Consider the following 22,685-nt stretch of genomic DNA (forward strand, 5'->3'; position numbering starts at 1 on the left):
ATCGAACGTTTTTCGCCGCGCGCCACGATCTGGCTCATGCACATCGACACGATCACCCCGGCCGACCTCGCCTGGCAGGCCCAGGCTCTGTGCGCGCAGACCGGGGCGGACTTCTTCTTTCCCGAGCCGGGCAGCTCGGTGCGTGAGGCGAAGCGCATCTGCGGCATGTGTGAGATGCGGCCCACCTGCCTCGAGTACGCGCTGCGGAACGATGAACGCTTCGGCGTCTGGGGCGGACTGTCGGAGAAGGAACGACTGGAGCTCAGGCGCACGGCGCACTGACGCACCGCGTTCCGGAGGACGCCGTCGCCGCATCCGTACGCGACGACGAGGCCGGTACGCGCGCGCGTACCGGCCTCGTCGTCATCCGCAGTTGGTTGTGCCGTCAGCCCGCGGCGCGCGCCGCCATCCGCGCCTTGCGTGCCGCCAGCTTCTCGTCGAACTTCAGGGCCTCCGCGTCCAGGCCGCCCATGAACAGGCCGAGTTCCTCCTGCGCCGCGAGGCCCTCGGGGCCGAGGCCGTCGATCTCCAGGACCTTCAGGTGGCGCAGCACCGGCTGGAGCACGTCGTCGTGGTGGATGCGCATGTTGTAGACCTCGCCGATCGCCATCTGCGCGGCGGCCCGCTCGAAGCCGGGCATGCCGTGGCCGGGCATCCGGAAGTTGACGATCACGTCGCGCACCGCCTGCATGGTGAGGTCGGGTGCGAGCTCGAAGGCCGCCTTGAGGAGGTTGCGGTAGAAGACCATGTGCAGGTTCTCGTCGGTCGCGATGCGGGCCAGCATGCGGTCGCAGACCGGGTCGCCCGACTGGTGGCCCGTGTTGCGGTGCGAGACGCGGGTGGCCAGCTCCTGGAAGGCGACGTAGGCGACCGAGTGCAGCATCGAGTGACGGTTGTCCGACTCGAAGCCCTCGCTCATGTGGGCCATGCGGAACGCCTCCAGCTTGTCCGGGTCCACCGCGCGCGAGGCGAGCAGGTAGTCGCGCATCACGATGCCGTGCCGGCCCTCCTCCGCGGTCCAGCGGTGCACCCAGGTGCCCCATGCGCCGTCGCGGCCGAAGAGCGAGGCGATCTCGTGGTGGTAGCTGGGCAGGTTGTCCTCGGTGAGGAGGTTCACGACCAGCGCGATCCGGCCGAGCTCGGTGACCTTGGACTGCTCCTTGTCCCAGGCCTCGCCGTCCTCGAAGAGACCGGGGAAGTTACGTGCGTCCGACCACGGCACGTACTCGTGCGGCATCCAGTCCTTGGCGACCTTCAGATGCCGGTTGAGTTCCGTCTCGACCACTTCCTCCAGGGCGTACAGCAGCCGGGCGTCGGTCCAGGCGGAGGTGCTGCCGAGGTGCGGGGAAGTGATCGTCACAGGAGCTCCAGGGGACGTACGGCAAAGCGGAACAAACCGGCGAGCGGTGCCGGAACCTACGAAAGCGTAGGCTACGAAACCGTAGGTTACGTTGCCGTAGGTTAAGTGCCCTGTAAAGGTCCCTGATCAGGACATGTTTCCTGGGGCATCCAAGGAACTGCCGGAATCTCAGGGAGCGCAGGTCCGAGGGATGAACGGGTGAGTCGATCACCCATCAGGCGTAGAGGTCCCTCAGGCGGACCGAGAGGCATGTCACACAGCCCTCGAGCTTCTCGAACTCGCTGATGTCCACCACGACCGGCTCGTGACCGAGATCGGCGAGCAGTTCCGCCGTCTTCGGCGCGCTCGCCGCCATCAGCAGCTTGCTGCCCCCGAGGAGCACCACATGGGAGCCGGCCTCCTCGGGCACCGACAGGAAACGCGGGAACAGTGCCGGCCGGTCCACCTTGGGGATGTGCCCGATGACCGTCCCGTCGGGCAGCGCCGTGACCGCCGACTTCAGGTGCAGCACCTTGCTCACCGGCACGGCGACGACGCGCGCCCCCAGTGGCTCGAAGGCGGCCCGCAGCTGCTGCACGCCGGCCGCGTTCGTACGCCCGCCCCGGCCGACGTAGATCGTGTCGTCGATCTTCAGCACGTCTCCGCCGTCCAGGGTGCCCGGCTCCCAGATCCAGTTCACCGAGCAGCCGAGGCGTGCCACGGCCTCCTCGACCCCGGCCGTCTCGTCCCGCCGGGAGGAGGCGCCGGGCCGCGTGATCAGCGCGACGTTCCTGTACATGACGACCGTGTCCTCGACGAACACCGAGTCGGGGCAGTCGTCCTCCGGAGCCACCTCGACGGTCTCCCAGTCGTGGGTGCGCAGCGCCTCCACGTAGGCCTCCCACTGCTCCACCGCAAGACCGGCATCGACCTTCTCCCGCTCGACGTGTGTCACCAGACCCTCGGCGAGGCGCGGGCTGGGGCGGCGGACGAGGGCCTTCTTGCTGGGCACGAGGGGCCTTTCGTGTAGGCGGAACGGCGGACCGGGCCCTTGTGGGGCCCGGTCCGCCATCATGCAGCGCGGATCCATGGACACAAAACCCCCTGTTGCCAGGCTGTGCCCCTCCTGAGATGCGCTACCCCATCTCCTCCGGAGCCGTCTCCCGCAGCTCGCCGTCGAGCAGCAGCCACCGGGTGATGCCGATCGACTCAAGGAACGGCAGGTCGTGACTGGCCACGACCAGCGCTCCCTCGTAGGACTCCAGGGCCGTCGTCAGCTGCCGGACGCTCGCCATGTCGAGGTTGTTGGTCGGCTCGTCGAGCATGAGCAGCTGCGGTGCCGGCTCGGCCAGCATCAGCGCGGCCAGCGCCGCCCGGAAGCGTTCGCCGCCGGACAGCGTGTCCGCCTTCTGGTCGGCGCGGGCGCCCCGGAACAGGAAGCGGGCCAGTCGGGCCCGGACCCGGTTGTTGGTGGCGCCCGGCGCGAACCTGGCCACGTTCTCCGCGACGGACAGCTCGCCGTCGAGCACGTCGAGCCGCTGCGGCAGGAAGCGGAGCGGCACGTGCGCGTGCGCCTCGCCGGACACCGGCTCCAGCTCCCCGGCGATCGTCCGCAGCAGCGTCGTCTTGCCCGCGCCGTTGCGCCCGATCAACGCGACCCGCTCCGGGCCGCGCAGGTCGAGCCCGCCCGCCACGCGCGCCCCGTGGGCGAGCTCCAGGTCCATCAGGGTGAGGACCGTACGGCCCGGCGGTACGGCCGTGTACGGCAGGTCGACGCGGATCTCGTCGTCGTCCCGTACGGCGTCCACCGCGTCGTCGAGCCGCTCCTTGGCCTCGGTGAGCTTCTCCTCGTGCATGATGCGGTGCTTGCCCGCGGACTCCTGCGCCGCGCGCTTGCGTGCCCCCATGACGATCTTCGGCTCGCGCTTCTGCTCGAACATCTTCTGCCCGTACCGCTTGCGGCGGGCCAACTTGACCTGCGCGTCGACCAGTTCGCGCTTCTGCTTTCGGAAGTCGGCCTCCGCGACGCGCACCATCCGCTCGGCCGCCTCCTGCTCGCCGGCCAGAACCTCCTCGTATGCGGAGAAGTTGCCGCCGTACCAGGTGACCTCCCCGGAGCGCAGATCGGCGATCTGGTCGACCAGCTCCAGGAGTTCGCGGTCGTGGCTGACCACGATCATCACTCCCGGCCAGGACGCGACGGCCGTGTACAGCCGCCTGCGTGCGTACAGGTCGAGGTTGTTCGTCGGCTCGTCCAGGAGCAGGATGTCCGGGCGGCTCAGCAGTAGTGCCGCCAGCCGCAGCAGTACCGACTCACCGCCCGACACCTCTCCGATGGTGCGGTCCAACTCGATCTGGCCGAGCCCGAGTTCGCCGAGTGTGGCGAGGGCGCGTTCCTCCACGTCCCAGTCGTCGCCGACGGTCTCGAAGTGCTCCTCGGCCACGTCGCCCGCCTCGATGGCGTGCAGCGCGATCCGCTGGGCGGCGATGCCGAGCACCTCGTCGACGCGCAGGTGGGTGTCGAGCGTGACGTTCTGCGGGAGGTAGCCGACCTCGCCCGCGACACGGACGGTGCCGTCGGCCGGCGTCAGGTCACCGGCGATCAGCTTCAACAGGGTTGATTTCCCTGATCCGTTGACGCCGACGAGTCCGGTGCGGCCGGGGCCGAAGGCGATGTCGAGACCCTCGAAGACGGGAGTGCCGTCGGGCCAGGTGAAGGCAAGGGACGTACAAGTGATGGAAGTAGACATGTGGCCTCGCGGTTGCTTGATGCGGTCAGGGGCAAACGCGTATCGAGACACCGCAGACCAATGGCGGGAGAGGAGAGCCCTGAAGCACGAAGAAAAGCCCTGCTCCGTCAGGACGGCCCGACTGCCGAGGTCGCACGCGGCGGACACACCTCACGGGTGTGACGCGGTGTCTCAGGACCTCAGACGAGCAACGTCCCTCTCCAATCGACGGCAACAGAACCGCTATACACCGTAGGAGAGGGCCGGACGGCTGTCAACGAATTAACGTGATCCCCGATCCGCCCTCGCTAAGGAGGCCCCCGTGCCCTACGGCTCGCTCTCACTGCCCGCCCGGCTCTGTCTGCTGGCCTGGGACACGGAAAGGACCAAGGTCACCGGCGCCGCCCGCCTCCCCCAGCTGGTGCGGGCCGGTGCCCTCACCGAACTGGCCCAGCGCGGTCTGCTCACGGACGAGGACGGCATCGCCACACCCGTCGACATGGACTCCGCCACCGGGGATGTCGCCCTCGACGGCCTTCTGGAGCTGATCCGGGAGTCCCGGCCGCACCGGTGGCGAACGTGGGTGACCCTCCACGCGCGCGTGACCCTGGACGCCGTACGGGAGCAGCTGACCGCGCAGGGATATCTGCGGGCGGTCAAGAAGCGGGTCCTCGGGGTCTTCCCGAGCGTGGAGCACGTACTGGAGCAGCCCGCCGTCGTGGACGCGCTGCGCGAGGAGGCGCGGCAGGTGCTCGCGGGCCCGGTGCCGGTCGCCGAGGTCCGTGACCGGGACGCGGCCGTGGTCGCCCTGGCCGCCGCCGCGGAACTGCCCACGCTGATGCCGGCCGGCGACCGCGAACGCCACACGGCGCGCGTGGAGGCGCTGACCGAGCGGGGCGGAGCGGCGGCGCCCGCGCTGCGGAAGGTCGTCACGGAGGTGCACACGGCCCTGGTCGCGTCACTGACCGCGGTCGCGGTGGCGACCGGCGAGTGAGGCGCTCCCGGCGCCTTACGCGGACGGGCTCGACCACGGCGGGCTCAACGCCCTGCTGGGAGCGAGGTGCTGGGCGTTTCTGGTCAGGTCGGCGTTACGGGTTGCGCCCGAGGGGGCGCGGGGAACTGCGCGACCAGCCACGACGGCCCCGCAGTCGAGGGACGGCCTATCGCGCCCCACCAGCGGAGCGTCACGCCTCCCGCATCAGCTCCGCCAGATCGTGGTCCAGGTCCAGCTGCAGGTGCTCCAGGCCGACGGGGACCAGATTGTTCGCGGCGTCGAGGAAACGGCGAATCTCGTCCGAGTGGACGTGGACGACCGCGGTGCCCTCGGGGGCGTGGAACTCCAGGACGATGCGCTCGTAGCCGTACGGCCGCACACGCACGTCGCCGTGGCCCTCGGGCTTCTCCAGGCCGGCCGTGAGGAGTTCGCGCGAGAAGGTCCAGCAGACCTCCACGCCCTCCAGGGTGGCCGGGGCGGGGAAGGTCATGCGAATGGCGAACGGGTCGCGTCGGTCGTAGTGCAGCTTCGCCGGGATGCTCGACATACGAGGCGCGGCGGCGACGAGACGGGCCTCTACGGGCTGCTCGATGACGGTGGACAACGCCTGCTCCCTTGTGACGGCTGGACGGGCTTCCGGGCGGATCGGTCCGGCACTGCTAGAGACGCTGAAATCAGCCAATCCGTGCACCTGAAATCCGAGTGACCTCCGTCACCGCATCCATTCACAGGAGTGACAAGGTCCACTCACCGTTTCCCGACGGGTACTTGTGGCGACCGTGGCCATCTGGACGGCGCCCCGGCGGTCGGCTAGCTTCGCCCGCCATGAGGCGCTTGGGGAACACGCGACGAATGAGACGTACGTTTCGCACGGTGGCCGCGGGGGCGGTGTGCTCGGCGGCGCTGGCCTCCCTGACCGCCGTACCCGCGCAGGCGCAGGAGCCGGGGAGCCGGACGCCGGGGAGCCGGGCGCCGCACTGGGAGCTCAAGGACACCGGCGCGGGCGATGTGCGCTTCCGCGGGCTGTCCGCCGTCAGCCGGAACACCGCGTGGGTGGCCGGAACCAGGGGCACCGTGCTGCGCACCACGGACGGCGGGGCGAGCTGGCGGAACGTCTCGCCGCCGGGCGCCGCCGGGCTGCAGTTCCGGGACATCGAGGCGTTCGACGCGCGGCGGGCCGTGGTGCTGGCCATCGGCGAGGGCGAGGCGTCCCGCGTGTACCGCACCGACGACGGCGGCGCGACGTGGACCGAGTCCTTCCGCAACACCGACGCCAAGGCGTTCTACGACTGCCTCACCTTCTTCGACAGCCGCCACGGCTTGGCGATGAGCGACCCGGTGGACGGCAGGTTCCGCATCCTGTCGACCGGCGACGGCGGCCGCTCCTGGAAGGTGCTCCCGGGCGACGGCATGCCGGCCGCCCTGGACGGAGAGGCGGGCTTCGCGGCGAGCGGCCAGTGCCTGGTCGCCTCCGGCCCGTCGGACGCCTGGCTGGCCACCGGCGGCGGCGCACACGCGCGCGTGCTGCACTCCCGCGACCGCGGCAGGACCTGGACGGCGGCCGACACGCCGATCCCGGCGGGTGACCCGGCCGAGGGCGTCTTCGCCCTCGCCTTCCGCGACCGCACCCACGGGCTCGCCGTCGGCGGAGACTACCGGCCCGACCAGTCCTCGCCGCAGGCCGCCGCCCGCACCGGCGACGGCGGCCGAACCTGGCAGCCCGCCGCCGAGCCGCCGTCCGCCTACCGCTCCGGTGCCGCCTGGCTCCCGCACAGCCGCACGGCGGCCCTCGCGGTCGGCCCCACCGGCACCGACCTGACCACCGACGGCGGACGCACCTGGCGGACGGTCGACACCGGCTCGTACGACACCGTGGACTGCACCGCAGACCTCGGCTGCTGGGCCGCGGGGGAGCAGGGACGGGTGGCGCGCCTGGAACGGTGACGCATAAGACGCGAATACGGGTACTCGGTCGCCGGCTGCGGCAGTGGTGACCGAGACGGTCGTGACTGCTGCACTCGTGACAGCGAGAGGAGTGAGCGACCATGCCCGCAGGCTCGAACTCCAAGCGGGAGCGCCAGTACGAGCACATCAAGGAGAGCGCCCAGGACCGGGGCGAGAGCGCCGGACGCGCCAAGGAGATCGCGGCCCGGACCGTCAACAAGGAACGGGCCCGGTCCGGCGAGTCGAAGAGCGCGAGCCGCACGTCGACCCAGGACATGTCGTCCGGCAGGCGGGGCGGACAGCGCTCGGGTCAGGGTTCCCAGGGCCCGACCCGCGACCAGCTGTACAACGAGGCCAAGCAGCGCGGCATCGAAGGCCGTTCGAACATGAACAAGGACCAGCTGCAGCGCGCGCTGAACGCGAAGAAGGGCTGAGCGGCGCGGTTCAGCCGGACGTCGCGCGGTACTGCTCCAGCGCCGGTGCCGTCCGGGTCGCCTCGAACTCGACGACGCGGTACGTGCACACACCGCCGGTCGAGAACGGGTCGCCGGCGATGATCTCCTCGGCCCGTGCGCGGTCCTCGACCAGGGCGAGGATGATCCCGCCGTCGCGGGGCTCCTTACGCCCGGCCGCGAGGAAGACCCCCTTCGCGAACTGCTCGTCCAGCCAGGCCACATGGGCCTCAAGCAGTGCGTCGACGGCGTCCAGCGGGGCGGTGTAGGTCAGCTCCAGTACGAACATGATCGCGAGCCTACGCCGCCCGGCGCGGGCCCGTACGACGTCCCCACCGTGACGACCGTACGCTCGTCCTCATCATGACGACCGTACGCATTCCCGCGGGCTGGCCCGCGACCGAGGACGAGGCCCGCGCCGTTCAGGACGAGCTGCGGGGGCAGGTGGTGCACGACGAGCCCGGACCGCCGCCCGGCACGGGCCACGTCACCGGCGTGGACGTGGCGTACGACGACGAGCGGGACGTCGTCGCGGCCGCGGCGGTCGTACTGGACGCGGCGAGTCTGGAGGTCGTGGCCGAGGCGACGGCCGTCGGCCGGATCTCCTTCCCGTACGTACCGGGCCTGCTGGCCTTCCGGGAGATCCCCACGGTCCTCGCCGCCCTGGACGCTCTCCCGTGCCCGCCCGGCCTGGTCGTCTGCGACGGGTACGGCCTCGCCCACCCGCGCCGCTTCGGCCTCGCCAGCCACCTCGGCGTCCTGACGGGCCTGCCCACGATCGGCGTCGCCAAGAACCCCTTCACCTTCGCCCACGACGATCCGGGCGCCGCGCGCGGCAGTACGTCACCGCTCCTGGCGGGCAGCGACGAGGTCGGCCGCTCCCTGCGCACCCGGGACGCCGTCAAGCCGGTCTTCGTGTCCGTCGGCCATCGGGTGAGCCTCGACAACGCCTGCGCCCACACCCTGGCGCTGACCCCCGCCTACCGCCTCCCGGAGACGACCCGCAGGGCGGACGCGTTGTGCCGCCGGGCGCTTCAGGAGGCGACGCTGCGCCACTGACCCGCGTGCGCGCCGGGTGCCGTCTGAGTACGTGGACTGAGTACCCGTACGGATGTGGGCGCGGCGCGGCGGTCGGCAGGCTGTGGCGCATGACGACGCACCGCGCCCCGAAGCCCCTCGCCGACCCCAACCGTCCCGTCGAGCGTGCCGTGACGGCCGCGCTGGTCCTCGCCGTGCTGGCGGGGCTCGGCTGGATCGGCGGGATGATCTACACGGTGGCGGGGTGGTCGCTGTAGGGCGGCTTCACCGGCTCGCGACGACCCGGAAGGTGATGCCGGCCGCGCGCAGGCGCTCGGTCAGCGCGTCGCCCATCGCGACCGCCGTGGTCACCTGGCCGGCCGTCGGCGGAAGGTCGTCGAAGGCCAGTGACAGCGCCGACTCGGCGAACATCCTGGCCGTCTCGTCGTAACCGGGGTCGCCGCCCGCGACCTCCGTGAACACCCGATGCCCGCCGCCCTCGCCCACGAAGCGGACCTTGAACCAGCTCTTCGCACGCTTCTCGGCGCTCGGACCCTCGCCGGGCTTGAGCCGGTCCGACAACCAGCGCCGCGCGGGCGGCAGCTGGGCGGCCGCGAAGATGCCGCCGACGGCCGCGATCCCGCCCGCCGCGACGGGCAGGTGCCGCACGGCCGCGTAGTGCCGGTAGCGGAAGTCGGGGCCGTACCGCTCCAGGGCCTTCGCCGACCGGCCCACGATCTGGGCGTCGATGGTCGGCAGGGGCAGCGCCCACGCGCCGATCTCCTTCGCGAAGCGCGGCAGTCCCGTGGGAGCGGCGGCCCGCCTCCCCACCAGGCGCGGCTCGTTCCGCTTGCGGTCCCGCTCGGCCGCCAGCATCGGACGCACGCGCGAGAACTGGTTGAGGGCCGACGCGAACGTACCGCCCGAGAAGGTGGCGTCCGCCGTCACGAACCCGTCCACCGTCAGCGGCACCCCCTCCGGCAGCTGCCGGACGGTGAAGTATGCGCCCAGGTCGTGGGGGATCGAGTCGAAGCCGCAGGCGTGCACCAGCCGGGCACCGGTCTCACGCGCGCGTGCGTCGTGACGGACGTACGTCAGGTCCGCGAACTCGGGCTCACCGCACAGATCCAGGTAGTCGGCCCCGGTGTCCGCGCAGGCCGCGACCAGCTCCTCGCCGTACGTCACGTACGGCCCCACCGTCGTCGCCACCACGCGCGCGTGCTCGGCGAGCGCGCGCAGCGAGGCCGGGTCGGCCACGTCCGCCCGCTCCACCCCGACGTGCTCGCCGCCGGGCAGCAGTTCGCGCAGCTGCTCCAGTTTCCGCTCGCTGCGGCCCGCGATCGCCCAGCGCAGCCCGTCGGGCGCGTGCGCGGCGAGGTACTGCGCGGTGAGCGTCCCGACGAAGCCCGTGGCCCCGAAGAGCACGATGTCGTACGGGCGGTCCGCCCCATTCAGCCTGCTCATGACACCCCTCGTCCGCAGCACGCGCAGTTGTCGGTGGCCGAGGCTAGCGTGAGGAGTGCGGAGCCCGACGACGAGCCCGGAGGTAAGCGGTGACCGTGACCGAAAATGCCCTGAAGAAGTGGGAGAAAGTGCGCGAGTTCGCCTGCCTGCCGGGTGCCGTCGAGCCATGCGGCGGAGCCGCATATCGGAGCAGCTGTGCGACTGGGTCGAGGAGAGCTACCGGGTGATCGCCCCGAAGCTGCTGATACCGGAGCTCGACGCGAGCTGAGTGCCGGGGCGCGGGACTTGCGGTGAGCCCGGCCGCCTGGCTTCCTGTAATTGGCTAAGCGCTTGCTCGCTCAGGGCTTGTGCTGAATGGAACGTGTTCTTAGCATCACTGGTGTTACATCAGTTGTGTCACATTGCTGGGGGCTGGATGACGACGGCAGAGACGCCGCCCGGGCAGGGTCCGCTCACCGGCGTGCGCGTGGTCGAGCTGGCCGGGATCGGGCCCGGCCCGTTCGCCGCCATGCTCCTCGCCGACCTGGGCGCCGACGTGGTGCGCGTGGACCGCCCCCGCGGTGTCGGCCTCGCGATCGACCCGGCGTACGACGTGACCAACCGCAACAAGCGCTCGGTGATCGTCGACCTGAAGTCCGCGGACGGCCCCGCGCGCGTCCTCGACCTCGCCGAACGCGCCGACATCCTCATCGAGGGCTACCGCCCCCGAGTGGCCGAGCGCCTCGGCGTCGGCCCCGAGGCCTGCCACCACCGCAACCCCCGGCTGGTCTACGGCCGGATGACGGGTTGGGGCCAACAGGGCCCGCTGGCCGACCGTGCCGGCCACGACATCGCCTACATCGCGCTCACCGGCACCCTCGGCATGATCGGCGCCCCCGACGCCCCTCCGGCCGTCCCCGCCAACCTCCTCGGCGACTACGCGGGCGGCTCCCTCTACCTGGTCGTCGGCGTCCTCGCCGCCCTCCACCACGCGCGCGCGGGCGGCACAGGCCAGGTCGTCGACGCGGCCATCGTCGACGGCACGTCCCACCTCTCCGCCATGATCCACGGCATGCTCGCCGCCGGCGGCTGGCACGACCGGCGCGGCGCCAACCTCCTGGACGGCGGCTGCCCGTACTACGGCACCTACGAGACGGCCGACGGCAGGCACATGGCGGTCGGCGCCCTGGAACCGCGTTCTACGAGGAGTTCGTGACCCTTCTCGGCCTCCCCGAGCACACCGACGCCCGCAAGGACTGGGCCCGCTGGGGTGAGCTGCGCGAGGCGGTCGCCGCCCGCTTCAAGTCCCGTACCCGCGACGAGTGGACGGCCGTCTTCGAGGGCTCCGACGCGTGCGTGGCGCCCGTACTGACCCTGCGCGAGGCCCCCGGCCACCCGCACCTCGCCGCCCGCGGCACCTTCACCGACCACGGAGGCATCACCCAGCCCGCGCCGGCGCCCCGCTTCTCCGCGACCCCCACGGCCGTACGAACCGGCCCGGCGCGGCCCGGCGCGGACACCGCCGACGTGGCGCGCGACTGGGACGTACCCGACCTCATGAAGGACCGGGAACCCACGAAGGACCGGGAACTCACGAAAGGCCCCGAATGAAGCGGCAGATCTTCGCCCCCGAGCACGACGCGTTCCGCGCGACCGTGCGTGCCTTCCTGGCCAGGGAGGTGCTGCCGTACTACGAGCAGTGGGAGAAGGACGGCGTCGTCTCCCGGGACGCGTGGCGGGCGGCGGGCAAGCAGGGCCTGCTCGGACTCGCCGTGCCCGAGGAGTTCGGGGGCGGCGGCACCACCGACTTCCGCTACAGCGCGGTACTGGCCGAGGAGTTCACGCGCGCGGGCGCCCCCGGGCTCGCTCTGGGTCTGCACAACGACATCATCGGCCCGTATCTCACCGGGCTCGCCACCGAGGAGCAGAAGCGGCGCTGGCTGCCGGGCTTCTGCGACGGCTCGCTGATCACCGCCATCGCCATGACCGAGCCCGGCGCCGGCTCCGACCTGCAGGGCATCCGGACCCACGCCGAGGACAGGGGCGATCACTGGCTGCTCAACGGCGCCAAGACGTTCATCTCCAACGGCATCCTCGCCGACCTGGTGATCGTGGTCGCGAAGACGACCCCCGAGGGCGGTGCCCACGGACTGTCGCTGCTGGTCGTCGAGCGCGGCACGGACGGCTTCGAGCGCGGCCGCAACCTCGACAAGATCGGCCAGAAGGCCCAGGACACGGCCGAGTTGTTCTTCAACGACGTACGCCTGCCGAAGGAGAACCTCCTCGGCACGCCCAACGGCGCCTTCGGCCACCTGATGACGAACCTCGCGCAGGAGCGCCTGAGCATCGCCGTCTCAGCGATCGCCGCCGCCGAGCACGTGCTGGAGATCACCACCGAGTACGTCAAGGAGCGCGAGGCGTTCGGCCGACCGCTCGCCACCAAGCAGCACATCCGGTTCGAGATAGCCGAGATGGCGACCGAGTGCGCCGTGACCCGCACCTTCCTCGACCGCTGCATCGAGGAACACGCAGACGGCGGGGCCGGCACGCTCGACGCCGTGCACGCCTCCATGGCCAAGTGGTGGGCGACCGAGCTGCAGAAGCGGGTCGCCGACCGCTGCCTCCAACTGCACGGCGGCTACGGCTACATGACCGAGTATCCCGTGGCCCGTGCCTTCACCGACGGCCGCATCCAGACCATCTACGGCGGGACCACCGAGATCATGAAGGAGATCATCGGTCGTTCCCTGCTGGGCTGACCCTCACCCCCGAAAGGCCTACCCGTGAGCACCGAAGCGTATGTGTACGACGCGATCCGCACCCCGCGCGGCCGCGGCAAGGCGAACGGCTCCTTGCACGGCACCAAGCCCATCGACCTGGTCGTCGGACTCATCCACGAGATCCGTGACCGCTTCCCCGGGCTGGACCCGGCCGCGATCGACGACATCGTGCTCGGAGTCGTCGGACCCGTCGGCGACCAGGGCTCCGACATCGCCCGGATCGCCGCCGTGGCCGCGGGACTGCCGGACACGGTGGCCGGCGTCCAGGAGAACCGCTTCTGTGCGTCGGGCCTGGAAGCCGTCAACATGGCCGCCGCCAAGGTCCGTTCGGGCTGGGAGGACCTGGTTCTCGCGGGCGGCGTCGAGTCCATGTCCCGGGTGCCGATGGCCTCCGACGGCGGCGCCTGGTTCAACGACCCGATGACCAACCTCGCCACCAACTTCGTGCCGCAGGGCATCGGCGCCGACCTGATCGCCACCATCGAGGGCTTCACCCGCCGCGACGTCGACGAGTACGCGGCCCTCTCGCAGGAGCGGGCGGCCACGGCCTGGAAGGAAGGCCGCTTCGACCGTTCGGTCGTGCCGGTCAAGGACCGCGGCGGACTCGTCGTCCTGGACCACGACGAACACCTGCGCCCCGGTACCACCGCCGAATCCCTCGCCAAGCTGAAGGCGTCCTTCGCCGACATCGGCGACCTGGGCGGCTTCGACGCGGTGGCGCTGCAGAAGTACCACTGGGTCGAGAGGATCGACCACGTCCACCACGCGGGCAACTCCTCCGGCATCGTCGACGGCGCCTCCCTGGTCGCGATCGGCTCCAAGGAGGTCGGCGAGCGGTACGGCCTCACCCCGCGCGCGCGGATCGTGTCCGCGGCGGTCTCCGGCTCCGAGCCCACGATCATGCTCACCGGCCCCGCCCCCGCCACCCGCAAGGCGCTCGCCAGGGTCGGGCTGACCATCGACGACATCGACCTCGTGGAGATCAACGAGGCCTTCGCGGCGGTCGTCCTGCGCTTCGTGCGGGACATGGGCCTGTCCCTGGACAAGGTCAACGTCAACGGCGGCGCCATCGCCCTCGGTCACCCGCTCGGCGCCACCGGCGCCATGATCCTCGGCACGCTCGTCGACGAACTGGAGCGCCAGGACAAGCGGTACGGCCTCGCCACACTGTGCGTGGGCGGCGGCATGGGCATCGCGACCATCGTCGAGCGCATCTGAACCCCCGGCGGAACCAAGAGACTTCAGAGACTTCTACGGAGACCCCCGTCATGACTCAGAGCACCACCATCCGCTGGGAACAGGACCGCACCGGCGTCGTCACCCTCGTCCTCGACGACCCGAGCCAGTCCGCGAACACCATGAACCAGGCGTTCCGCGACTCCCTCGCCGTGATCACCGACCGCCTGGAGGCCGAGAAGGACTCCATCCGCGGGATCATCCTCACCTCCGCCAAGAAGACCTTCTTCGCCGGCGGCGACCTGCGCGACCTCATCCGGGTCACCCCCGAGACGGCGCAGGAGCTGTTCGACGGCGGCATGGCGATCAAGCGCAACCTGCGCCGCATCGAGACGCTCGGCAAGCCCGTGGTCGCGGCGATCAACGGCGCCGCCCTGGGCGGCGGTTACGAGATCGCCCTCGCCTGCCACCACCGCATCGCCCTCGACGCGCCCGGCTCGAAGATCGGCTGCCCCGAGGTCACACTGGGCCTGCTCCCCGGAGGCGGCGGCGTCGCCCGTACCGTACGCCTGCTGGGCATCGCGGACGCACTGCTGAAGGTGCTGCTCCAGGGCACCCAGTACAACCCGCAGCGCGCCCTGCAGAACGGCCTGATCGATGAGGTCGTGGCCACCGGTGACGAGTTGCTCGCCCGGGCCCGCGCCTTCATCGACGCCCACCCCGAGTCGCAGCAGCCCTGGGACAAGCCCGGCTACCGCATCCCCGGCGGCACCCCCGCCAACCCCAGGTTCGCGGCCAACCTGCCCGCCTTCCCGGCCAACCTGCGCAAGCAGACCAACGGCGCCCCCTACCCGGCGCCGCGCAACATCCTGGCCGCGGCCGTCGAGGGATCCCAGGTCGACTTCGAGACCGCGCAGGTCATCGAGGCGCGCTACTTCGTGGAGCTGGCCGCCGGCCAGACCTCGAAGAACATGATCCAGGCGTTCTTCTTCGACCTCCAGGCCGTCAACTCGGGCGCGAACCGGCCGGGCGGCGTCGAACCCCGCCAGGTCCGCAAGGTCGTCGTCCTCGGCGCCGGGATGATGGGCGCGGGCATCGCGTACTCGTGCGCCCGCGCGGGCATCGACGTCGTCCTGAAGGACGTGTCCCTGGAAGCGGCCGTCAAGGGCAAGGGCTACTCCGAGAAGCTCTGCGCCAAGGCGGTCTCCCGGGGTCGTACGACCCAGGAGAAGGCGGACGCGCTGCTCGCCCGGATCACGCCGACCGCGGATCCGCAGGACGTGGCCGGCTGCGACGCGGTCATCGAGGCCGTCTTCGAGAACCCCGAGCTCAAGCACAAGGTGTTCCAGGAGATCGAGCACATCGTCGAACCGGGCGCGCTGCTGTGCTCCAACACCTCGACGCTGCCGATCACCGTGCTGGCGGAAGGCGTGGAGCGCCAGCCCGACTTCGTCGGACTGCACTTCTTCTCACCCGTCGACAAGATGCCGCTCGTCGAGATCATCAAGGGCGAGCGCACCGGAGACGAGGCGCTGGCCCGCGCCTTCGACCTGGTCCGCCAGATCAAGAAGACACCGATCGTCGTCAACGACTCGCGCGGCTTCTTCACCTCCCGCGTCATCGGCCACTTCATCAACGAGGGTGTCGCGATGGTCGGCGAGGGCATCGAGCCCGCGTCGGTGGAGCAGGCGGCCGCGCAGGCGGGCTACCCGGCCAAGGTCCTCTCCCTGATGGACGAGCTGACGCTCACGCTCCCGCGCAAGATCCGGGGCGAGTCGAAGCGGGCCGTCGAGGAGGCGGGCGGCACCTGGCCGACGCACCCCGCCGAGGCCGTCATCGACCGCATGGTCGACGAGTTCGGGCGCCCCGGACGCAGCGGGGGAGCGGGCTTCTACGCGTACGGCGAGGACGGCAGGCGGGCCGGACTGTGGCCCGGACTGCGCGAGCACTTCACCAGGCCGGGCCACGAGATCCCCTTCGAGGACATGCAGGAGCGCATGCTCTTCTCGGAGGCCCTCGACACGGTCAAGCTCCTGGAGGAGGGCGTCCTGACGTCCGTGGCCGATGCCAACATCGGCTCGATCTTCGGCATCGGCTTCCCCGGCTGGACGGGTGGTGTCCTCCAGTACATCAACGGCTACGAGGGCGGCCTGCCGGGATTCGTGGCACGCGCGCGTGAGCTGGCCGAGCGGTACGGGGAGCGGTTCGACCCGCCGGCGCTGCTGGTGGAGAAGGCGGAGAAGGGGGAGCGGTTCGCCGACGCACGCTAGGCGCTGAACCTGAGCCGACGTCTGGGGGTGGCCGCCACACCGGGGACTGCCGCCCTCGGACCCCGGCATCGGCCTGCCCGACCTCGTCCTCAAACGCCGGGCGGGCTGGCTGCGGCTGAGCTGAATTCAGCCCCTCCGGCGTTTGAGGAGCGGGGGTTCGGGGGCCGGCCCCCGGAACGGATCGGGTAGGGGCGGCGGGGGCGGGAACACTGCTTCCGCACCGTCGGGGCGCATCCCACGACCACGACGTAGCGTGGTGCGCGTGGCCGGAGAAACCGATCTGAGCAAGCTGCTGAGCGGCATGCGGCCGGAGCTGAATCCGGGCCGCTACGTGTTCACCACCGTTGAGGGAGACATCCCCGCGGGCGTCGCACCCGTCGTCACGGTCGCCGAGCCGGAGGGCGTGACACTCGTGGTGCGGCAGGAGGAAGCGGACGCGGCCGGGCTCGCCTACGACTACGTGGCCGGGTGGATCACCCTGCGCGTCGTCTCCGCGCTCGAGGCGGTGGGCCTGACAGCGGCGTTCGCACGGGAACTCGCCGACGCCGGCCTGAGCTGCAATGTCGTCGCCGGGTACCACCACGACCACATCTTCGTGCCCCACGAGCAGGCCGAGCAGGCGGTGGCGGCGCTGAACGACCTGGCCCACCGGTCCGGTTGAGGGACGACCGCGGGACGCCCCGGCGACATGTCAGGCGGGCCGGCCGTCGTCCGAGGCGGCGAGCCACTGGTGCACCTCTTCCTTGAGCGACCGCTGGAAGGTCGTCAAAAGGGCCTGCACCACGATGGGCTCCATGTGCGCGGACAGGGACTTCACGTCCTCCTCGGCCCGCTCGGACACCTCGCCCCTGAACAACTGCGACAGCTCGTGCGCGGCGGCCCGCGAGTGCTCGATGAGCACCTTGCGCGCCGCGAGGATCGCCGCCTGCGACAGCGGTACGTCGAGGAGCTGAACGGCGAGCCGGAGCAGGCCCGAGTCCACGCGGTAGGAGCCCCCGTCCGGGCGGACCACGTTCATCGCCGCGAGCCGCTCCAGGTCGTCCTCGCCCAGCGGCCGTCCCGCCCGGCGCTGCAGTTCCTCCGCCGTCACCGTCTCCACGCTGTCCGGCGCCCAGGACGCCACCACGGCCCGGTGGACGGCGAGGTCGCCGTCGCTCAGGTCCGGGGGCAGATGCTCCATGTAGCGCTCGATCGCCGCCAGCGTCATGCCCTGGTGCTGCAGCTCCTCGATCAGCGCCAGCCGGGCCAGGTGCTGCCTGCCGTAGTGGCCCACCCGCCGCGGACCGATCACCGGCGGCGGCAGGAGCCCCTTGGTGCCGTAGAACCGGACCGTGCGGACCGTGATGCCGGCCCGCGCTGCCAGTTCGTCGATCGTGAGCGCCGGCTCACCGGTGTCGGTCGTCATGTGCAGCAGTATCGCTGTCTCACCAACACTGTGAAACCTGTCGGCCGCGACAGCCCTCACGGGCGGACGGGACTGCTGTGAGAAACACTGCTGTGCGACATGAGCCACCTCATGCCCGGTGAGCCCTCCGGGAAGCTGCCCCCTCGGTCCGTGCCGCGAGCAAGGTGGCGCGGACCTTGGCACCTACGGACACCGGGCGCGCCCCGCCCGGGAGCACCAGAGAGTGGTACCACCGTGAGCAAGGACGCCGTACGCACGGGACAGGCCGCCGCCCACCCCGAGGCGACCGTGGCTCCCGCCGACGCGGGTGACGCCGGATACGGCAAGGACCTCAAGGCCCGCCACGTCAACATGATCGCCGTCGGTGGAGCGATCGGCACATGCCCCGGATAGGGTGCGGACCGGCCGGGGCAACCGGTCCCGCGTCGAGCCGCTGATCACCGAGCGACTCGTACGGACGGGGATCTCCGTCGGGTCTACGACCGTGGGGAGAGCGGGAGTTGAGCCGGAAAGCGGTCTACAGCCAAGAGGAGGACCGGAGTTGAGCCGGGACATCGACGTGCTCGTGCTGGGCGGCGCGGGCGTGGACACCATCGTGTACGTGCCGGAGCTTCCGCTGCCGTACGCCGACAGCTACATGATCGAGGGCGGGATCCGTACGCGCGCCGGGCAGACCGGTGACTTCGTCGCGCTGGGCCTGGCCGCCCTGGGCCTGCGCACGCACCACCTCGACATGCTCGGCGACGACCCGGAGGGCGACCTCGTGCGCGCCCTGCACCATGACCACGGCATCGCGTTCACCGCCGTCCCCCAGCCCGCGGGCACCAAGCGCGCGGTCAACCTCGTCAGCCCCGACGGCAGACGGCTGTCCCTCTACGACTCGAGCCGCGCCCGGGACGAGGACCGGTTCCCGGAGCCCCTGCTCCAGGAGCTGGCGGGCGCCTGCCGCCACGCCCACGTCTCCATCACCCAGCCCTGTGCCCACGCCCTGCCCGTGCTGCGCGAGGCCGGCGTCACCCTCTCGACCGACCTGCACAACTGGGACGGCGAGAACCCCTACCACGAGCCGTTCGCGCTCGCGGCGGACATCGTCTTCCTGTCCACGGCCGCCCTCACCAACCCCGAGCGGACCATGCGCCGCATCGCCGCCCGCGGCCGGGCCGAGGTGGTCGTGGCCACGGCCGGAGCGAAGGGCGCCTACCTCCTGGCCGACGACGAGCTGACCCACGTACCGCCCGTCACGCCGCCCGCACCGGTGGTGGACTCCAACGGTGCGGGCGACGCCTTCGCCGCCGCGTTCCTCTATGGCTGGCTGAACCGCGAGGCACCACAACGCTGCGCCCGGTACGGCGCAATCTCCGGCGCCCACGCCTGCACGGTGCCGTCCACGCAGACGCAGCCGCTACGCCGAGAGGAACTCCTGGCGAGGTCGGCCGTGTCGCCCCTTTAGCAGCGCGAGGCGGAACCCGGCAGATCCTTGGTGCGCGTTGTTCGTCAGTGCACGCCGTTCGTCGCAGCGATCCTCTTCCAGGACTTCGGCTGCGCCGGGGCCTTGGACTCCTTCGCGAGGGACACCGCGTGTGCTGCGGGAGCGCTCGGCTTGGACGGCTGGAACAACCACGCATCGAACAAGGAGCTCAACGACTTCCCGGACACCCGCTCGGCGTACGCCCGGAAGTCGGCGACCGACGCGTTGCCGTACGCGTGCTCCTGAGGCCACCCCTTCAGAATGGCGAAGAACGCGTCGTCACCCACGGCGTTGCGCAGCGCCTGGACGGCCATCGCCCCCCGGTCGTAGACGGCGATGTCGAACTGGTTGTCCGGACCCGGGTCACCCGGCTCGACCTTCCAGAAGGTGTCGTCGGCCGGATGCGAGGCGTACACGTAGTCGGCGAGTTCCTGCGTCGTGCCCTCGCCCTCGTGCTCGGACCACAGCCACTGCGCGTACCGCGCGAAGCCCTCGTTGATCCAGATGTCCTTCCAGCCCTTCAGTGACACGCTGTCGCCATACCACTGGTGCGCCAACTCGTGCACGACGACAGAGGCGTTGGCGCCGTTCGCGAACTGCTTCGGGCTGTAGTACACGCGAGTCTGGGTCTCCAGCGCGTACCCGGTGGTGGTGTTCGGGACATACCCGCCGGCGGAGCTGAAGGGATACGGCCCGAAGTAGCCGCTCAGCCAGTCGACGAGCTCACCGGTGCGCTCGACGCTCGCCCGCGCGGCCCCGTCGTTGTCGCCGAGGTCCTTGCTGTAGGCGTTCACGACCGGCACCCCGCCCTCCGAGGTGCTCGTCGTGATGTCGAACCTGCCGACCGCCAGCGTGGTGAGATACGTCGCCTGCGGCTTGTTCTCACGCCAGTTGTAGCGGGTCCAGCCGAGCTGTGAACTCGTGGACTGCAGCGTGCCGTTGGAGATGACCTGGGTGCCGTTCGGCACGGCCACGGACACGTCGTACGTCGCCTTGTCCAGCGGGTGGTCGTTGCTCGGGTACCACCACCAGGCCGCCTCGGGCTCGTCGGCCGCGATCGCCCCGTCCGGGGTGCGGTGCCAGGTGTTGAAGCCGTACGCGCTCTTCGTGGAGGGCACCCCGCTGTAGCGGACCACGACGGTGATCGGGGTGCCCTTGGCCAGGGACGTCCTCGGCGTGATCACCAGCTCGTGCCGGCCCGAGGTGGTGAAGGAGGCCTTGGCGCCGTTGACCCGCACTTCGCTGACGTCCAGCAGGAAGTCCAGGTCGAAGCTCGACAGGTCCTGCGTGGTCTTCGCCAGGAGCGTCGCCGTACCCTCCAGCCGGTCGGTCGAAGGCTGGTACTTCAGGCGCAGGTCGTAGTGGGAGACGTCGTATCCGCCGTTGCCGTAGGCCGGGTAGTAGGGGTCGCCGATGCCCGGGGCGCCGGGGGAGTGGCTCGCGGCCGACGCCGGGATCGCCAGCATCAAAGACGCGGCAGCGAGTGCGCCCGGCGCGATGATTCTGCGGTGCACGAAAGCTCCAAGTCGTAGGGGCACGAAGTCTGTCGGAAGCCTATTCAGCCCCTGTGGCCCCGGGCATGTCCATGGCATCTCCCGTCACACGATCGCCATTCGGCCGTCACGAGGAACCGTCCCCGACACCTCGCGTGTCCCACCGGCGTCCGATTCCCCTCTTCTGCACAGGAGTTGACCCCTGTACCGTCCCGCGCATGCCCATACGCATGCGCTTCACGGCCTGGCGATCGCCCGCGGCGGTGGCCGTCGCCGCCCTCATGGCAGCCTTCCTCACCCCTGCGGCAGCCCACGGCGCCCCGCAGAAACCGCGTGAGAGTCGACCCGTCTACTCGTACGCGAACGCCGTCCGAGAGGCCGTATGGGTGGACACCGGACTCGACGGGGACGGCGACGGGAAGACCGACCGCGTCGCCGTCGACATCGTCCGCCCCCGCGAACCCGCCCAGCAGGGCCGCAAGATACCCGTCATCATGGACGCCAGCCCGTACTACTCCTGCTGCGGCCGCGGCAACGAGGGCCAGCTGAAGACGTACGACGCGAAGGGCGACGTCGTCCAGATGCCGCTCTTCTACGACAACTACTTCGTGCCCCGCGGCTACGCCTTCGTCGGTGTCGACCTCGCCGGCACCAACCGCTCCGACGGCTGCGCCGACGTCGGCGGCCGCTCCGACATCCGGTCCGCGAAGGCCGTCGTCGACTGGCTGAACGGCAGGGCCAGGGCCTACACGACCCGCACCGGCACCAGGACAGCCAAGGCCACCTGGACCAACGGGAAGACCGGCATGATCGGCAAGAGCTGGGACGGCACGATCGCCAACGGCGTCGCCGCGACGGGTGTGAAGGGCCTGAAGACCGTCGTCCCGATCAGCGCCATCTCCTCCTGGTACGACTACTACTTCGCCAAGGGTGCCCCGCTCTACGACTCCGGACCCGACGGGCTCTCGAACTACGTAGACAGCCCCGACGCCCAGGCCAGGTGCGCCGCCGTGCAGCGGAAGATCGTCGACGGGGCCCCGCGCACCGGCGACTGGACGCCGTTCTGGACCGAGCGCGACTACGTCAGGAACGCCGCCAAGGTGCGGGCGAGCGTCTTCCTCACCCACGGCATGCAGGACCTCAACGTGCGCACCAAGCACTTCGGCCAGTGGTGGGACGCCCTCGCCAAGAACGGCGTCCACCGCAAGATCTGGCTCTCCCAGACCGGCCACGTCGACCCCTTCGACTTCCGCCGCGGCGCCTGGGTCGACACCCTGCACCGCTGGTTCGACCACGAACTCCTCGGCTACGACAACGGCATCGACCGCGAGCCCATGGCCGACATCGAGCGCCACCCCGACCAGTGGGTCACCTCCAAGGTCTGGCCGCCGAGCGGCACGCACACCACCACCCTGCGCCCTGACCGGGGCACCCAGGCGGGCGTCGGCACCCTCGGCCTCACAAGGGGCGACGGCACCGAGACCGTCACCGACAACCCGCAGCTGAGCGAGACCGACTGGGCCGCGAAGATCGGCACCCCGACCCCCGACAAGGCCGGCTTCGTGACCCGGCCCCTCACTCACGCCCTGCGCCTGTCCGGCTCCTCCACGGTCACCGTCACCGCGACACCGAGCACCCCGACGGCCCACCTGTCCACCGTTCTGGTCGACCTCGGTCCCGACACGATCCGCGACTACGCCGACGGCGGCGAGGGCATCACCACGCTGACCGACCGCAGCTGCTGGGGTGCGAGTACGGCAGGTGACAGCGCCTGCTTCAAGACCACCCGGGCGAAGAAGACGGCCGTCGACTACACGGTGTTCAGCCGCGGCTGGGCCGACCTCGGCAACTACGCCTCCGACCGCAAGGGCGTCCCGCTCACCCCGGGCAAGGCGTACACCATCACCCTGGACCTCGCGGCCACCGACCACGTCGTCCCGGCCGGGCACCGCCTCGCCCTGATCGTCGCGGGCACCGACAAGGACCTCATCGACCCGCCGGCCGACAAGCCGACGCTCACGCTGGACCTGTCCCACACCTCGGCGCGCGTCCCGCTGGTCGGAGGCGCGCCGGCCTTCCTCCACGCGTCGTCCGGTACGGCCTTGGCCGCTCCCGAGGCGAGGACGCTCGACGGCGTGACGGCACCGCGAACGGCCCAGCGCGTGCCGTAGGGAT

20 protein-coding genes and 2 pseudogenes are annotated in these 22,685 nt (G+C 70.9%); 14 read left to right on the forward strand and 8 right to left on the reverse strand.

Annotated features, from left to right (window positions below; genetic code table 11):
* Positions 1-36 precede the first annotated feature (36 nt).
* Positions 37-282 carry a WhiB family transcriptional regulator gene (locus ACYUED_RS40215; RefSeq protein WP_266529432.1) on the forward strand — a complete coding sequence of 82 codons (246 nt, stop codon included), beginning with the start codon at positions 37-39 and terminating at the stop codon, positions 280-282.
* Between the two features lie 103 nt (positions 283-385).
* Here the strand turns inward: ACYUED_RS40215 and ACYUED_RS40220 are convergent, their stop codons facing one another.
* From ACYUED_RS40220 to ACYUED_RS40230, 3 genes are all read right to left on the reverse strand, one after another.
* The gene (locus tag ACYUED_RS40220; protein ID WP_491289339.1) at positions 386-1,360 is read right to left on the reverse strand and encodes an acyl-ACP desaturase; all 975 of its coding nucleotides are present in this window, start codon (positions 1,358-1,360) and stop codon (positions 386-388) included.
* A gap of 214 nt (positions 1,361-1,574) precedes the next feature.
* Positions 1,575-2,351 (reverse strand): dimethylargininase, encoded by a 777-nt coding sequence (gene ddaH, locus ACYUED_RS40225; protein WP_491289340.1) that lies wholly within the window; start codon positions 2,349-2,351, stop codon positions 1,575-1,577.
* Between the two features lie 124 nt (positions 2,352-2,475).
* On the reverse strand, positions 2,476-4,089 hold the full coding sequence (locus ACYUED_RS40230) for an ABC-F family ATP-binding cassette domain-containing protein (protein WP_491289341.1): 1,614 nt from the start codon (positions 4,087-4,089) through the stop codon (positions 2,476-2,478).
* A gap of 301 nt (positions 4,090-4,390) precedes the next feature.
* Between ACYUED_RS40230 and ACYUED_RS40235 the strand changes: the two genes are divergently transcribed.
* The gene (locus ACYUED_RS40235) at positions 4,391-5,062 is read left to right on the forward strand and encodes a GOLPH3/VPS74 family protein (RefSeq protein WP_491289342.1); all 672 of its coding nucleotides are present in this window, start codon (positions 4,391-4,393) and stop codon (positions 5,060-5,062) included.
* A gap of 190 nt (positions 5,063-5,252) precedes the next feature.
* On the opposite strand, the gene ssgD is transcribed toward ACYUED_RS40235, so the two are convergent.
* Complete coding sequence (gene ssgD / locus ACYUED_RS40240) at positions 5,253-5,666, reverse strand: spore wall synthesis regulator SsgD (RefSeq protein WP_491289343.1); 414 nt, start codon at positions 5,664-5,666, stop codon at positions 5,253-5,255.
* 248 nt (positions 5,667-5,914) lie between these two features.
* Between ssgD and ACYUED_RS40245 the strand changes: the two genes are divergently transcribed.
* Both ACYUED_RS40245 and ACYUED_RS40250 read left to right on the forward strand, forming a co-directional pair.
* Positions 5,915-7,006, forward strand: a complete 1,092-nt coding sequence (locus tag ACYUED_RS40245) for a WD40/YVTN/BNR-like repeat-containing protein (protein WP_491289344.1) — start codon at positions 5,915-5,917, stop codon at positions 7,004-7,006.
* Between the two features lie 101 nt (positions 7,007-7,107).
* A complete protein-coding gene (locus ACYUED_RS40250; protein WP_491289345.1) occupies positions 7,108-7,440 on the forward strand; it encodes a plasmid stabilization protein in 333 nt (110 codons plus the stop codon).
* Positions 7,441-7,450: 10 nt separating this feature from the next.
* Here ACYUED_RS40250 and ACYUED_RS40255 read toward each other — a convergent pair whose 3' ends face one another.
* Entirely contained in the window at positions 7,451-7,747 is a 297-nt protein-coding gene (locus tag ACYUED_RS40255; RefSeq protein ID WP_491289346.1) for a YciI family protein, read from the reverse strand.
* Positions 7,748-7,821: 74 nt separating this feature from the next.
* Between ACYUED_RS40255 and ACYUED_RS40260 the strand changes: the two genes are divergently transcribed.
* Together ACYUED_RS40260 and mmpA are read left to right on the forward strand one after the other, a co-directional pair.
* Positions 7,822-8,517, forward strand: a complete 696-nt coding sequence (locus tag ACYUED_RS40260) for an endonuclease V (protein WP_491289347.1) — start codon at positions 7,822-7,824, stop codon at positions 8,515-8,517.
* An 89-nt stretch (positions 8,518-8,606) separates the two neighbouring features.
* On the forward strand, positions 8,607-8,753 hold the full coding sequence (mmpA, locus tag ACYUED_RS40265) for a morphogenic membrane protein MmpA (protein ID WP_266529460.1): 147 nt from the start codon (positions 8,607-8,609) through the stop codon (positions 8,751-8,753).
* Positions 8,754-8,760: 7 nt separating this feature from the next.
* Here mmpA and ACYUED_RS40270 read toward each other — a convergent pair whose 3' ends face one another.
* On the reverse strand, positions 8,761-9,939 hold the full coding sequence (locus ACYUED_RS40270) for a saccharopine dehydrogenase family protein (protein ID WP_491289348.1): 1,179 nt from the start codon (positions 9,937-9,939) through the stop codon (positions 8,761-8,763).
* A 415-nt stretch (positions 9,940-10,354) separates the two neighbouring features.
* Here ACYUED_RS40270 and ACYUED_RS40275 point away from each other — a divergent pair.
* The 5 genes and pseudogenes from ACYUED_RS40275 (at position 10,355) to ACYUED_RS40295 (ending at position 16,805) form a co-directional block, all read left to right on the forward strand.
* Positions 10,355-11,529 (forward strand): annotated as a pseudogene (locus ACYUED_RS40275) (CaiB/BaiF CoA transferase family protein).
* Entirely contained in the window at positions 11,526-12,677 is a 1,152-nt protein-coding gene (locus ACYUED_RS40280; RefSeq protein ID WP_491289349.1) for an acyl-CoA dehydrogenase family protein, read from the forward strand. Before ACYUED_RS40275 ends, ACYUED_RS40280 begins: the two are co-directional and overlap by 4 nt.
* Positions 12,678-12,701: 24 nt before the next feature.
* The gene (locus ACYUED_RS40285) at positions 12,702-13,916 is read left to right on the forward strand and encodes an acetyl-CoA C-acetyltransferase (protein ID WP_491289350.1); all 1,215 of its coding nucleotides are present in this window, start codon (positions 12,702-12,704) and stop codon (positions 13,914-13,916) included.
* Between the two features lie 50 nt (positions 13,917-13,966).
* On the forward strand, positions 13,967-16,144 hold the full coding sequence (locus ACYUED_RS40290; RefSeq protein WP_491289351.1) for a 3-hydroxyacyl-CoA dehydrogenase NAD-binding domain-containing protein: 2,178 nt from the start codon (positions 13,967-13,969) through the stop codon (positions 16,142-16,144).
* 262 nt (positions 16,145-16,406) lie between these two features.
* Positions 16,407-16,805, forward strand: a complete 399-nt coding sequence (locus ACYUED_RS40295; protein ID WP_491289352.1) for an ACT domain-containing protein — start codon at positions 16,407-16,409, stop codon at positions 16,803-16,805.
* A 30-nt stretch (positions 16,806-16,835) separates the two neighbouring features.
* Here the strand turns inward: ACYUED_RS40295 and ACYUED_RS40300 are convergent, their stop codons facing one another.
* Positions 16,836-17,549, reverse strand: coding sequence for a MerR family transcriptional regulator (locus tag ACYUED_RS40300; RefSeq protein ID WP_491289353.1), 714 nt, complete (start codon positions 17,547-17,549; stop codon positions 16,836-16,838).
* 234 nt (positions 17,550-17,783) lie between these two features.
* On the opposite strand from ACYUED_RS40300, the pseudogene ACYUED_RS40305 reads away from it, so the two are divergent.
* Together ACYUED_RS40305 and ACYUED_RS40310 are read left to right on the forward strand one after the other, a co-directional pair.
* A pseudogene (locus ACYUED_RS40305) lies at positions 17,784-17,930 on the forward strand (amino acid permease); the annotation flags it as partial.
* A 160-nt stretch (positions 17,931-18,090) separates the two neighbouring features.
* Positions 18,091-18,999, forward strand: coding sequence for a PfkB family carbohydrate kinase (locus ACYUED_RS40310; RefSeq protein ID WP_491289354.1), 909 nt, complete (start codon positions 18,091-18,093; stop codon positions 18,997-18,999).
* A gap of 44 nt (positions 19,000-19,043) precedes the next feature.
* Here ACYUED_RS40310 and ACYUED_RS40315 read toward each other — a convergent pair whose 3' ends face one another.
* Positions 19,044-20,531, reverse strand: a complete 1,488-nt coding sequence (locus ACYUED_RS40315) for a M1 family metallopeptidase (protein ID WP_491289355.1) — start codon at positions 20,529-20,531, stop codon at positions 19,044-19,046.
* 197 nt (positions 20,532-20,728) lie between these two features.
* Between ACYUED_RS40315 and ACYUED_RS40320 the strand changes: the two genes are divergently transcribed.
* Positions 20,729-22,681 (forward strand): Xaa-Pro dipeptidyl-peptidase, encoded by a 1,953-nt coding sequence (locus ACYUED_RS40320; RefSeq protein ID WP_491289356.1) that lies wholly within the window; start codon positions 20,729-20,731, stop codon positions 22,679-22,681.
* Positions 22,682-22,685 lie beyond the last annotated feature (4 nt).

It is taken from the genome of Streptomyces sp. DF42 (assembly GCF_058267695.1).